The organism is Bradyrhizobium sp. AUGA SZCCT0158, assembly GCF_018130065.1.
Taxonomy (GTDB): Bacteria; Pseudomonadota; Alphaproteobacteria; order Rhizobiales; family Xanthobacteraceae; genus Bradyrhizobium.
The window spans coordinates 1-13,579 of sequence record NZ_JAFCME010000007.1; the positions used below are offsets into that span (position 1 = coordinate 1).

Sequence of the window (13,579 nt, forward strand, 5' to 3'; positions counted from 1 at the left end):
CCTGGCTGTGTGAAAACGCCGCTGCTTTGCTATTATTCTCTCGTGATTCTGCGGGGGAAGCTGATGCGGCGCTTCGTTGAGCAGGCGGATCGTGGGCAGTGGACGCTATTGCCCGAATGCCTTGATGATTTCATTGACGAGAGCAACCCCGTTCGCGTGATCGACGTGTTTGTCGATACGCTCGATTTGGCTGAGATGAGCTTTGAGGGAGTGGAACCAGCGGCGACTGGTCGGCCATCGTACCACCCCTCGGTTCTCCTCAAGCTTTACATCTACGGCTATCTGAACCGGGTGCAGTCGAGCCGGCGGCTCGAACGCGAGGCCGGGCGCAATGTCGAAGTCATGTGGCTGCTGGGTCGGCTCGCACCTGATCACAAGACGATTGCGGACTTCCGCCAAGACAATGGCCTGGCGCTGCGCAGGGTATGTGCGCGCTTCGTCGAACTCTGCCGAGAGATGGGTCTCCTCGCGACGGCGAGCGTTGCCATCGATGGCAGCAAGTTCAAGGCCGTGAACAATCGGGACAAGAACTTCACGCGGGCGAAGGTGGAACGGCGGCGTGCCCAGCTGGAGGAGAGCGTCGCGCGCTATCTGAGCCAACTTGACACGGCCGACCGGCAGGAGCCGACGGAGGCACTGGCCGCGAAGGTGACGAGGCTTACCGAGAAACTGACGAAGCTGAAGGAGGAAATGGGCAAGCTTGCCGTTTACGAGAAGCAGATGCTCGCTTCGCCCGACCAGCAAATCTCACTGACCGATCCCGATAGCCGTTCGATGGCGACGAGCGGGCGTGGGTCCGGCGTCGTCGGCTACAACGTGCAGGTCGCCGTGGATACCGAGCATCATCTGATTGTGACGCATGAGGTAACGAACAGCGGCTCAGATCGGGCTCAACTGGCCAATATGGCCAGGCAGGCCAAGGCTGTTCTCGAGACCGAGACGCTCGAGGCCGTTGCCGATCGCGGCTACTTCAGCAGCCTGGAGATCCTCGCGTGTCACGAGGCCGGCATCACGGTAACTCTGCCCAAGCCGCAGACGTCGGGTGCCAAGTCAGATGGCCGCTTCGGCAAGCAGGACTTTGTCTATTTGCCAGATGAGGACGCCTATCGCTGTCCAGCCGGGGAACAACTGCCTTATCGCTTTACGAGCGAGGAGGACGGCAAGCGGCTACGGCGCTACTGGACCACAGCCTGTCAGGAATGTTCGCTTAAATCGCAGTGCACGACAGGGCCAGAGCGGCGGATTCCACGATGGGAGCATGAGCATCTACTCGAAGCTGTGCAGCAGCGCCTTGATGCAAACCCACAAGCCATGCGCCTGCGTCGCGAGACGGTCGAGCATCCGTTCGGCACGATGAAAGCCCGCATGGGAGCGACACATTTCCTCACCAAAACGCTTCCAAAAGTAGCCGCCGAGATGGCACTCTCGGTCCTCGCCTATAACCTGACACGGGTCATGAACATCGTCGGGACCAAGCCGCTGATGGCTGCGATCGCGGCGTGAGACCGAACCGGTCCTGGCTTCTCACCGACTTCCTTGGAAGGGTGTTTTTACACGGCCAAGAACCGAAGGAGACGTCGGTCAGACTTACCAAGCGGGCTCATTCTCATCGCAGGCTTTGCTGGCCATGCCCGGGGGGCGATCCACGCCGTGACGACAATATGCGCCGCGCCGCCTCCCCCTTGCGCGCTTTGGATGGAGTACGTGATGTTCCGGCGTTGCCGTTTCTTAGCCCTCATCCTGGCTCTGGCGTTCCTGCCCCTGCTCCCACCGCCGGCCCGCGCGGCGGACAAGGCGTGGGAGGATTGCGGTCAAATCGCCGACCAGGAACGCAAGATCGCCGGATGCACGCAGGTGTTGGCGCGCGGCGCGGCAGAGAGCGAGACGAGCCGCGCCAACGCCTATGTCAATCGCGGCTATGCCTACGGCACTGTTGATAACGACCGCGCCATCAAGGATTACGACGAGGCGATCCGCCTCGATCCGAAATTGGAACGTGCCTATAACGCCCGCGGCCGCGCGTACTTCATGAAGGGCGATTACGACCGCGCCATCAAGGACCTGGACGAGGCGATCCGCCTCAATCCGAAATATGCGCTGGCTTATACCGGTCGCGGCAAGGCCTACCACGGCAAGGGCGACAACGACCGTGCCATCAGGGATCACGACGAGGCGATCCGCCTCGATCCGAAATTGGCGGATGCCTATAGCAATCGCGGCAATGCCTACTCCGGCAAGGGCGACCACGACCGCGCCATCAGGGATCACGACGAGGCGATCCGCCTCGATCCGAATTTTGCGGAGGCCTATTTCAATCGCGGGCTTGCCTACACCGGCAAGCGCGATCACGACCGCGCCATCAAGGATTACAGCGAGGCGATCCGCCTCAATCCGAAAGATGCGAGCGCCCATTTGCATCGTGGCGGCGCCTACTTCTTCAAAGGCGACTACGACCGCGCCATCAAGGAGTACGACGAGGCGATCCGCCTCGATCCGAAATATGCGCTAGCCTATGAGATCCGCGGGCGGGCCTATGAAAGCAAGAGAGACCCTGCCCGGGCCAGGAAGGATTTCGACGAGGCGGCACGGCTGCGGCCGAGAGCGGGGCAAACGGCGCTGATACCAAAGAATGCCGACGACTATAACGATCGCGGACACGCCTATTCCGAGAAGGGCGATCACGACCGCGCCATCAGGGATTTCGACGAAGCCATCCGCCTCGACCCGAAATTTGTGGTTGCCTACTTCAATCGCGGCAATGCCCACAAGGACAAGGGCGATAACGACCGCGCCATCAAGGATTACAGCGAGGCGATCCGCATCGACCCGAAATATGCGGCTGCTTATTTCAATCGCGGGTCTGTCAACTCCTACAAGGGCGATTACGACCCCGCCATCAAGGACTTCGACGAGGCGATCAGTCTCGATCCGAAGGATGCCAAGGCCTATTACAACCGCGGCGTCGTCCACTCCAGCAAGCGCGATAACGACCGCGCCATCAAGGATTTCGACGAGGCCATCCGCCTCGATCCGAAATATGTGATTGCCTATTACAATCGCGGCAATATCCACCGGGAGAAGGGCGACAACGACCGCGCCATCGCTGACTACAGCGAGGCGATCCGCCACGATCCGACATATGTGGCTGCCTATTTCAATCGCGCCGCTGTTTTCGTCGCCAAGGGCGATTCTGAACGCGCCATCAAGGAGTACGACGAGGCGATCCGCCTCAGGCCGAAGGATGCGGCGGCCTATGCCAATCGCGGCAGCGTCTACGCCAGCAAGAGCGATAACGACCGCGCCATCAAGGATTTCAGCGAGGCGATCCGCCTCGATCCGAAAAATATGCGGGCATATAGCGGTCGCGGCGATGCCTGGCGCCGCAGAAACGATTTCGATCGTGCCGCCAGGGATTACGGCAAGGTGATCGAACTGGCCGGCAAGCCGGAAAAGGCGCACTGGACCTGGTGGCTTTACCGCGGCGTGAGCTTTGAGCGGCTCGGCAAATGGCCGCAGGCGGAGGCGGATTTTCTCAAGGCGATGGAGCTCGACCCCGATCAACCCGACGTGCTCAATCAACTCGGCTATAACTGGGTCGAGCGGAACCTCAAGCTCAGGGAAGGCCTGGCGCTGCTCGAGAAGGCCGTCAAGCTCAGGCCGGATGACGGCAACATGCTCGACAGTCTCGGCTGGGCGCACTACCGCCTCGGCGACTACCCGGAGGCGATCAAGGTCCTGGAGCGCGCGGCCGCACTCGAACCAACGTTCAGCGAAATAAGAGACCATCTCGGCGATGTGCACTGGCGGGCGGGACGCCAGGACGAGGCGCGCAAATCCTGGGAGCAGGCGTTGTCGCTCAAGCCCGATCCAGCCGAAGCGAAGAAGATCAAGGGCAAGATCGCCAAAGGGCTGGAACAATGACGCGCCTGGCGGCGCAAGCGGCGACACGACCGGCCGCGTCCGCGTCTTGCCCCTGCACTGCTTTGAAGCAACGCCTTCCTTGAAGCTAAGCCTTCTTTGAAGCTAAGCCATCGGAAAATCTAAAAAGATACATAAAACGGAGCGAAATCCAGAACGGTTCGCAACCTATTTAAATTGAGTGTTCCTCAACTTCGCGGGCAGATGATCGAGATGGGGCGCATCAGGAGCCGATCATGCCGACCAAAGCTCGAGCAACCGCAGCCACCGGACCCGCGCAAGCGCGCGAAGATATCATCAGCGCACAAGCCCTCAGTACCCTGAGCGCGGGCGCGGTAAGTGCGATGAGCGCCGTTGGGGCCGCAGTCCTCAAGAGGCATAAGCAAGCGATGGCCAAAAAGCCGGAATGGTTTTGGCACATCTTCGCGAAGTGCGAGGCAAAGGCCGCTCGCATCGCCGAGCAGGCCGCCCGCGCCCCCCAGGCGTGCGGCGATGCGGCCTTCATCGAGTCCTACGCCAGGAACCTTCCGAAGCTGATGGCGGCCGCGCTGAAAGCTCACGAGAAAGCCCTCAGGGACTGAGGGCATGGATTGAAGCAGCCTACGGAGACCGGCCTCTCTTTGTGGGGTCGACGAGCAAGCTGCGAAGTTCGTCGATCCGTCGCGCAAGATCTATCGCATTTTCCTTCAACACGTTCATCGCATGGCCGCGGTGACCTTCATCTTCCAGTTCTGCGATCCGGTCGTTGAAGGCATTCAGTTCTTCTTCCAGTTTCTGAATTTCATGCTGAATCGGAAATCGCCGGGCAGAATATTTCTCGACGGTTGATCGCTTCGCTGGACCCGCACCCTGCAAGCCTCGCCGGCGCTGTGTGGACATGGCTCCTCCGAATCGCGAGCACGTGGCGACTTCAATCTAGCGTGTTTTTCGTCGGAAGCAGCACCATGTTGTTTGCTGCGGTGCATGGTCTGCTTGGGCATCATGGATTACCTCGCCCGGATGGCACATCGTCTCAGGCACGTTGTCATGCCTTGAACCGGCTGGACGGGACCCGCATACTCAATCCTGGGGTGCCGTTTTCCAGAGCACCCGCTCTTGGGAGGAACAGGGATGAAAGCATTCACTTTGGGTGCGGCGATCACGCTTGCGTTTTCCGCCGCCGCCTATGCGCAGGCGCCAAGCTGGACCGTTCCGGCGGAAAGCCAGCGTTGCCCATCGAAATGGGGCGCGGCCGACGAGCGCGGTTCGGCCAATCACCAGAAACCCGCAGCCGTAATGAACGCCGCGAAGCTGATCAAGAGCGGCGAGGTCATCGAGCTCGCGCACGTGCTCGGTCCCAGCATGGCGTTCTTCGGGACACGGCGCTTCGACGTGCACACCAAGCGCACCTTCATGAACCAGTTCTCCAACATGCGCGGCTCGAACGAAGAGATCATCATCACCGAACTCGGCCAGGTCGGCACGCAGTTCGACGGTTTTGCGCACCAGACCCATCTCAACAGCTGGTACAATTGCCAGAAGGTCGACGAGAATGTCGATCGCACCGGCTTCAAGAAGTTCGGCATCCATAATGTCGGCACGTTGTTCACGCGCGGCGTCCTGATCGACGTCGCGGGATTCAAGGGCGTCGAGATGCTGGGTGACAATTACGAAATCACCGTGGAGGATCTCGAGGGCGCGCTGAAGAAGCAGAACCTGACGCTGCAGCCTGGCGACGCGGTGGTCATCCACACCGGCTGGGGCAAGCTCTACGGCAAGGACAATCCGCGCTACGTGAAATCCTGCCCGGGCATCGGCGTGCCGGCCGCGCTCTGGCTTGCTGCGAAAGACCCGATGCTGCTCGGCGCCGACAACTGGCCGGTCGAGGTCGCGCCCAACCCCGACAAGCAATTGTCGCTGCCGGTGCACCAGCTCGCGCTCGTGGTGAACGGCATCCACCTGCTGGAGAACATGAAACTCGACGAACTCGCGCAAAAGGGCGTCGGGGAATTCGCCTTCGTGATGCAGCCGCTCAAGATTCAGGGCGGCTCGGGCTCGACAGTGTCGCCGGTCGCGGTGAGATAACGGCGGCTGTTCGAAGAACCCGGGGCTTCGACGATCGGAAGCCGCGATCACGCCCGGGCGCCGTGGATGTCCGCTCTGGAAGCAGAGCGGACGTCGCGCGACCATCCATAAAATGGAAGTTTTCAATCTGGAGCAATTCTAGTAACCACCCATCGCGTTGCGAAGGTGCCTGCGTTAGAGCGAAGCCTCAAAAAAATCGTACCGGCCAAGCCGGCAGGCTTCAGGATACATCGCAGCGTGATACCAAAAGAGTTCCACTCGCCTTTCGCCACCCGACTTCAACTGACACGGATGATCTGCCTCGGGGCAGTCAGCGGATTTGCCCTCGCCCTGCCGACGGGCGCCGCGCTGGCGCAGTCGTCACTGCCGCCAATCACAGTGGAATCGCCGCAGCAGCGGGCGCGCCCGGCCGCGGCCCAACCGTCCCGCCGCGCGGCAACCGCGCGCGGCGCGCGCGCCAATCGCGCCGCCCGCGCGCCGCAAGCGGCGCCGGCTGCGATCCCATCGGGTCCCGGCGCCGGCGAGCGCGCCAATGGTCCGGTGCAGGGCTTCGTCGCGACCCGCTCCGCCACCGCGACCAAGACCGACACGCCGCTCATCGAAACCCCGCAATCGATTTCCGTCGTCACCACCGACCAGGTCAGAAACCAGGGCGCGGTGTCGATCGGCGAGGCGTTGCGCTACACCGCTGGCGTCAGCGGCGATGTCAACGGCGGCTCCGACACGCGCTTCGGCGGCCTGCAGATCCGCGGCTTCGACATGACCATGCCGGGCCTCTACATCGACGGTCTGCGGGTGCCGTCCAGCAACTACGTGCATTTCAACGGTCTCGATCCATACGGTGCCGAGCGGCTGGAGGTCCTCAAGGGGCCGTCGTCGGCGATGTATGGCGGCAGCGGCACCGGCGGCATCCTCAATTACGTGACCAAGCTGCCGACCGCGCAGCAGTTCGGTGAAGCCTCGATCTCGGGCGGCAGCTTCAACCGCTATCAGGGCCAGTTCGACATGGGCGGCCCCGCCAACAAGGAAGGCACCGTGCTGTGGCGGCTGACCGGCGTCGTTCGCGACGGCGAGACCCAGGTCGACTTCACCAAGGACAACCGCGTCTTCATCGCGCCGGCCGTCACCTTCAAGCCGAACGAGGATACGACCATCACCTTCCTGGCCAACTATCAGAGGGACAGGGCCGGATGGGGACTGCAGTTCCTGCCGGCTTCGGGCACGGTGTGGCCCAATAACGGCCGCACCATCCCGGTCTCGTTTTTCGCGGGCGTGCCCAGTTTCGACGCCTTCAACACCGAGATCGCGACCGCCGGCTACCAGCTCTCGCACAACTTCAGCGACGCCGTCACCTTCCGGCAGAATCTGCGCTACGCCTACCAGCACAACGAAGAAAAAGTGTTCTATGGCGGCGGCTACACCAACGAGGCCGCAGGTCTGCTCGCGCGCTACGGCAGCACGAGCAACTCGTACATCAATTCCTTCGCGGTCGACAATCAGCTGCAGGGCAAGTTCACCACCGGCTTCCTCAGCCACACCACGCTGGTGGGTATAGACTACCGCAACACCTCGTTCCGCGACACCGCCTATGGCGTGACGACCTCGGCCCCCGAGATCAACGTGTTCGCCCCGGTCTACAGCTACGACTGGGCCATCGGGGCCATGAGCGACAACACCGGCATCAAGCAATCGCAGGTCGGGCTCTACGCGCAGGACCAGATCAAGCTCGGCCGGCTCTCGTTCCAACTCGGCGGCCGCCAGGATTTCGTCACCACGAAGGTCGACAGCGGTCTGTTCAACACCTCGGCCACGACCGACGCCTCGGCGTTCACCGGCCGCGCAGCCGTCATGTACAATTTCGACAACGGCATCGCGCCATATATCAGCTATTCGGAATCTTTCCTGCCGGTGCTGGCGACCAACGCGGCGGGCCAGTTGCTCAACCCCGAGACCGGCGTTCAGTATGAGGTCGGCGTCAAGTACCAGCCGGTCGGCCTGAACGCCCTGTTCACGTTCGCGGCGTTCGACCTGACGCGCTCCAACGTCGTTACATACCCGCCACCGCTCTATACCGCCGAACAGACCGGCCAGGTGAAGTCGCGCGGCATCGAGCTCGAAGGCACGGTATCGCTGGCCGATGGCTGGAACCTGCGCGCCGCCTACGCCTATGTCGACGCCGTGATCACGCAGGACCCGGTCAATGTCGGCAAGGCGCCCCCCACGGTGCCGCTCAACCGCACCTCGCTGTGGAGCGACTACACGCTGCGGAGCGGGCCGCTTGCCGGGGTCCAGTTCGGCGGCGGCATCCGCTATGTCGGCGCGACCTGGGGCAATGACGCCAACACCTTCAAGGTCGAAGCGGCCACCGTACTGGATGCGCTGCTCGCCTATAACAAGGACAATTGGCGCCTCTCGCTGAACGTCACCAATCTCGCCGACACGCGCTATGTCGCCGCCTGCTACAGCCTGTCGGGATGCTTCTACGCGGAGGGGCGCAAGGCGATCGGCAAGGTGACCTATCGATGGTGAGGCAACCTCTACACGGGCGAACGCCATGAGAGCGATCTTCGGGCGACTGCATCGCTGGGCCGGCCTTCTCACCGCCGGCTTTCTGTTTTTCTCGGGCATTACCGGCGCGATCATCTCGTGGGATCACGAGATTGACGACGCGCTCAACAAGCATCTGTTCGACGTGACCAGCAGCGGTCCGGCGATACCCTCCGTCGATCTCGTCAAGCTGATCGAGCAGCGAGACCCCCGCGCGCGCGTCATCCACATGTTCATGACGCCGGAAAAGGACCACTCGCTGTGGTTCTTCGTGCTGCCGCGGATCGATCCCGCCACCGGCAAGCGATTCAGCCTCGATTACAATCAGATCTTCCTCGATCCCAACACCGGCGCGGAGCTCGGGCGGCGCTACTGGGGCGCGGTGTGGCCGGTGACGCGCGAGAACTTCGTCTCGTTCCTCTACAAGCTGCACTACACCATGCACATTCCGGAGTTCTGGGGCAGCGACCGCTGGGGCATGCGCGTGCTCGGCGTCATTGCCATCATCTGGACCATCGATTGCTTCGTCGGTTTCTATCTGACGCTGCCGTCGCGTCGCCGCGCCCGGGTGGGCCGCGCCGCTGCCGTCGAGCGCGAGCTCGGCCGCGGCTTCTGGGCGCGCTGGGCGCCGGCCTGGAAGGTCAAGACCTCGGGCAGCGCTTACCGGATCAATTTCGACCTCCACCGCGCCTTCAGCCTGTGGACCTGGGCGCTGCTGTTCGTGATCGCCTTCACGGCGTTCTCGCTCAACCTGTATTTCGAGGTGTTCTCGCCGTTGATGAAGACGGTGTCGGACTACACCCCGACGCCCTATGAGCAGCGTCCGTACCGGCATCTCGACGATCCGATCGAACCCAGGGTCAGCTTTGCCGACATCGCCGCGCGTGCGGCCGCCGATGGCAAGGCCCGCGGCTGGACCACGCCGGTCGGCTCGATCAATTATGGCCCGGCGCACGGCGTCTATGCCGCGGCCTTCTTCCACCCCGGCGACGATCATGGCAGCGGCGGCGTCGGCCCGGCGCAGCTTTATTACGACAGCGAGGACGGACGGCCGATCGGCGCGCGACTGCCGTGGGTCGGCACCGCCGCCGACATCTTCGTGCAGGCGCAATTCCCCCTGCATTCCGGCCGTATCGTCGGGCTGCCCGGCCGCATCCTGATCTCGATCATGGGACTGGTGGTTGCGGCGCTGTCGGTGACCGGCGTCGTGATCTGGTGGCGCAAGCGCCGTGCCCGCGTCCGGGTGCGCCAGACCGCAACATCACGCCCTGGCGGACAGCTCGCACCCGCGGAATAGCGCGGCTACCCGAGCTCAAAGGTCGTGACGCCGAACACCCGGTCCAGCCGCAACGGCGGAATCGCGCCGGTATACATTCGCGCCGTCTCGAACACCGGCGTGAGCCCCAGATCCTGCGCCAACGCGACGGCGTCGCGGTTGATGGCGGGCACGTCGAGGAAGACCTCGCCGCCGCCCACATCGGCCAGCAAAGCCGACAGAATCGCCTCGGCCGTGGCGCGGTCGTCGGCGACCAGCGGGCCGATCTTGTGGCCCTGCCGGCATGGACGGATCACGCCCCATCCGGCAAGCGCGCCATCGCGCAGCAGCGCGCGGCCGCTATGCCCGGGCGAACTGATCCAGGCGCGCAGGAACGCGGCGCGCGGCGCCGGAAACACGGTCGCATCGTAGGCCTCCACGGCCGCCATCGGGATTTCGGCGAGCGCGACCATACCCGCCTGTCGCACAGGAGGGGCAGCGACGGTGCCGCCGTAACGGACATTGGCATAGGCCAGTTCGAAGCCGGACCGCCGATAGTTTTGCTGCTGCGCCACCACGCCGTCGAGCCCGATCACGCGCGATCCCGCATGCGCGATGGCCGCGTTCCATATCCGCAGACCGTAGCCGCGGCCGCGCAGATCCGCACGCACGATATAGAAACCGAGGAAGGAAAAATGATCGCTGTAATTGACGCAGGAGACGGTCGCGGCCGGCGCGCCATCGAGCTCGCCGATGAGGAAGCCCTGGGGATCGACGGTTGCGAAGCACGCGTCGTCGGTAAAGCCCGGGTTCCAGCCTTCGGCCGCCGCCCAATCGACGGCTATCGAGATTTCGTCGGGCTGCATCGGCCGGATGCGCAAATCATTCATGGCGGGCGATCGCTCGAATGGAATAGTCAACCGATATCACAAATTATCATGCGAAAACGCGATGTCCGCAATAACAGGCAGATGATCTGAGCAACTCCTCGCCTTGTCATCGGTCCACGCGTTCACGATCGTCCCGCTCGGCGTGGCGTAGATGCGGTCGAGACGCAGGATGGGAAGCCGGGACGGAAACGTCCGCAGGCGGGTTCGAACCGGACACCGCGCCGCCAGCGCCCGGCGCACCGACTTGAACCAGAACCAGTCGTTGAAGTCGCCGAGGACGATGGTCCGGGGCGCATTCACCAGCGCGGCGAGCGCCTGCGCCTGCGCATAACGCTCGTGCATGGAGAGGCCAAGATGGGTCGCCACCACAGTCACTTCGCCGATCGGCGTAAGGATGCGCGCAGAGATCGCCCGGCGCGGTTCCCTCTCCTGATAGGAGACGTCCGTCACTGTGGGTTCGCAGGCGAAGGGCCATTGGCTCAGCAGGGTCTGCCCATAGTGACCGTCCTGCGCGACGATCGAGCGGGCCTCCACACGATGCTCGCCGACGGCGTCCGCCAGCCGTCCGAAAACATCGTCGGAACGTCCGCGCGAGTCGACCTCCTGCAGCGCGACGACGTCAGGCGACCATCTCTCGATGACCGAACAGACGCCTTCAAGGTCGAAATCGGGATTGAGATTGAACGTGCCGTGCACGTTCCATGTCATGACGCGCAGCGTACCCGTCACGTGCGCCGACCGCTCAGCCAGGTCACCAGGAACTGGACCGCGAGACAAACCGCGATCCACAGCACGATGGTCAGGCCGAGCGGCACGATGTTCGACCATGAGGCATTCCTGGCGAAGTCCGCGATCTGCGCGCCCAGCGCGGCCATCATAATGATGCCCGGCGCCATTCCAAGCAGGGTTCCGATCAGAAAGTCGCTCAGTCGGAGCTGGCTCGCGCCGGCCAGAAGGTTGACCAGCGTAAATGGAGCGATCGGGACCATCCGGATCATCGCCACCGCGACAACACCCCGGCCGGCGACGCGTTTCTGTACGCGCAAGGCGCGAGCGCCGAGTACCGCCTGAAGGCGTTTGTGACCCATGAGACGGCCAATCATGAACAACAGCAGTGAGCTCAAGAGGACCCCGACGGTGGCGCTGAGGGCACCGATCCAGGGCCCCAGCGCCGCCGCCGTCGCGGCAATCAGGACGATCACCGGAAATACCACCAGCCCGCCCAGCACAAACAGCGCAACCGCATACAGCGGTGCGAATGCCGACTGCGCGTGCTGCGAAATCAGCGAGGCTACGTATCCGAGATCGGTGTAGCTGCTCAGCGGCGTATAGCGCCAGGCAAGGGCCAGCCCCGCCAGCGCGACCGCAGTGCCGGCCGCCGCCATCACGGTACGCCCGTTCCACATCCGCCGTGCGGTGCGCTGAAGGTTGAGCGGATGCCTGGGATCCGCGATCGGCTGCACGATGCCGATCAGCGCCGGCGCATGTTCAAAATCGATCGGCACCAGCGCCCTGCCCGCGCCACTCGCCGCATGGCGTTCGATAAATCCGAACAGGTCGTCCTCGTTATCAGCGATCACAGCTTCTTCAAGCCCGCAAAAGTGCCCGATCAACCGGCGCCGCAGGCGGCGGATGAAATCGCGGTGACGTTCGGACGTCGCCTCGAACGCCAGGTCGCATTCGGTATCCGCCCCCATCGAGCGGTTGTTGATGTTGGCGGAGCCGACGCGGAGAAAGCCGTCGTCGACGATCATGACCTTGCTGTGCACCATCACCGCCGCGGATGATTTCTCATCGGCGACCGACGGATAGAGGATACGAAGACGATCGGTGACGCCGGCGGCAACGAACGGATCGAGAAAGCCTCCGCGGCCGCCTTGCATCGCCTGGGATTCGAACCAAGACGAATGTCCCTTCGGAGTCACGATGAGAACACGCAGCGCGGGAACGTCCACCATCCGCCGCGCCAGCGAACGCGCGATCTCGTTCGCGCTGGTGAACTGGTTCTCGATATAGATGAAGCGGTTCGCCGCGTTGATCGAGGCCTCGAACAACCGGGCGACCTCATCTATTTCCTCGCAGGTCTCGGTTTTCGGTTCGGTTCTCGCGATGCCGGCCGTAATCGCCCGCGCCTGCGCCGGTACGGATGCCGGCCAATGGTCGCCTGCGACGGGCAGCAAAGGTTCGCTGGTGCAGCCGGCCGCCGTCCACCTCGCCACTGCGATTTCGCCGAGCGCGGCAGCCGCCGATCCCTCGACCATGCACTGGACATCGTGGAATGGCGGGTAAGGCTTGCCGTCGGGATCGCGGCGCAACGGATGATCGAGACAGTGCTCGCTGGTGTCCCACCTGCGGATCGTGAGGTCGAGGCCGCCGACGAAGGCGATCGCATTGTCGACCACGACGATCTTCTGATGCTGGGCGGAGCCCAGCGGCAGACAGGCATCCAGGCAGAAGCAAAGCCGTCCGTCACATCCGGAAGTGAATTTCTTGGCGGAATTCCATTCGCGCTCCGAGGCATATAGCGCCGCGAAATCCCAGGTCAGGATGTTGATGCGCAGCGCCGGCTTGCTCTGCAGCAAGGCCTTCAGGAAGGCGCCGAGCCTGACCGGCAAGCCATCTTCGGCCCGGCCTGACGGCCCCACCAGGTCGGTCTCGCTGTGCATATCCCAGCCGACGATATAGACCTGCCGCTCCGCGTGAAGCAGCACGTCCCGCAGGGCCGCGAAATATTCGGCCGCGTCGTTCAGCACCGCCACCCGGCTTGCTTCGCCCTTTTTCCAGATGGTCTGGCCAGGGACGAGAATCGATGCACGTTGAAGCAGTTGTCACCTCTGCGGAACGAGTACATATCCCATTCAAACGCCCGGGAACTGGCTGAGTTCCTTCCGGCAATGGGCGAGGG

At 63.2% G+C, this 13,579-nt stretch carries 10 protein-coding genes; 6 read left to right on the top strand and 4 right to left on the bottom strand.

The genetic code is table 11. From position 1 onward, the window contains the following. Window positions 1–63 precede the first annotated feature (63 nt). The 3 genes from JQ574_RS11745 to JQ574_RS11755 all read left to right on the top strand — a co-directional run bounded on the left by JQ574_RS11745 (window position 64) and on the right by JQ574_RS11755 (window position 4,499). On the top strand, window positions 64–1,503 hold the full coding sequence (locus JQ574_RS11745) for an IS1182 family transposase (protein WP_212383578.1): 1,440 nt from the start codon (window positions 64–66) through the stop codon (window positions 1,501–1,503). A gap of 204 nt (window positions 1,504–1,707) precedes the next feature. Continuing rightward, a complete protein-coding gene (locus tag JQ574_RS11750; protein ID WP_212208428.1) occupies window positions 1,708–3,921 on the top strand; it encodes a tetratricopeptide repeat protein in 2,214 nt (737 codons plus the stop codon). Window positions 3,922–4,154: 233 nt separating this feature from the next. Next, window positions 4,155–4,499 (top strand): hypothetical protein, encoded by a 345-nt coding sequence (locus tag JQ574_RS11755; protein ID WP_212208429.1) that lies wholly within the window; start codon window positions 4,155–4,157, stop codon window positions 4,497–4,499. A 19-nt stretch (window positions 4,500–4,518) separates the two neighbouring features. On the opposite strand, the gene JQ574_RS11760 is transcribed toward JQ574_RS11755, so the two are convergent. Continuing rightward, a complete protein-coding gene (locus tag JQ574_RS11760) occupies window positions 4,519–4,797 on the bottom strand; it encodes a hypothetical protein (protein ID WP_212208430.1) in 279 nt (92 codons plus the stop codon). Between the two features lie 231 nt (window positions 4,798–5,028). Here JQ574_RS11760 and JQ574_RS11765 point away from each other — a divergent pair, with 231 nt between their 5' ends. From JQ574_RS11765 to fsrB, 3 genes are all read left to right on the top strand, one after another. Beyond that, window positions 5,029–5,982 carry a cyclase family protein gene (locus JQ574_RS11765; RefSeq protein ID WP_212208431.1) on the top strand — a complete coding sequence of 318 codons (954 nt, stop codon included), beginning with the start codon at window positions 5,029–5,031 and terminating at the stop codon, window positions 5,980–5,982. Window positions 5,983–6,522: 540 nt separating this feature from the next. Beyond that, window positions 6,523–8,511 (top strand): TonB-dependent siderophore receptor, encoded by a 1,989-nt coding sequence (locus JQ574_RS11770; RefSeq protein WP_212208591.1) that lies wholly within the window; start codon window positions 6,523–6,525, stop codon window positions 8,509–8,511. A gap of 25 nt (window positions 8,512–8,536) precedes the next feature. Next, on the top strand, window positions 8,537–9,826 hold the full coding sequence (fsrB, locus tag JQ574_RS11775; RefSeq protein ID WP_212383542.1) for a siderophore utilization protein FsrB: 1,290 nt from the start codon (window positions 8,537–8,539) through the stop codon (window positions 9,824–9,826). A 5-nt stretch (window positions 9,827–9,831) separates the two neighbouring features. On the opposite strand, the gene JQ574_RS11780 is transcribed toward fsrB, so the two are convergent. From JQ574_RS11780 to JQ574_RS11790, 3 genes are read right to left on the bottom strand one after another with little or no spacing between them, the layout of a single operon-like run. Continuing rightward, entirely contained in the window at window positions 9,832–10,674 is an 843-nt protein-coding gene (locus tag JQ574_RS11780) for a GNAT family N-acetyltransferase (protein WP_212208433.1), read from the bottom strand. Window positions 10,675–10,710: 36 nt separating this feature from the next. Then, entirely contained in the window at window positions 10,711–11,403 is a 693-nt protein-coding gene (locus JQ574_RS11785; protein ID WP_312014595.1) for an endonuclease/exonuclease/phosphatase family protein, read from the bottom strand. Beyond that, window positions 11,400–13,433: a VTT domain-containing protein gene (locus JQ574_RS11790; protein ID WP_212208435.1), complete on the bottom strand. Its 2,034-nt coding sequence runs from the start codon at window positions 13,431–13,433 to the stop codon at window positions 11,400–11,402. The genes JQ574_RS11785 and JQ574_RS11790 overlap by 4 nt, the downstream gene beginning before the upstream one ends. Window positions 13,434–13,579 lie beyond the last annotated feature (146 nt).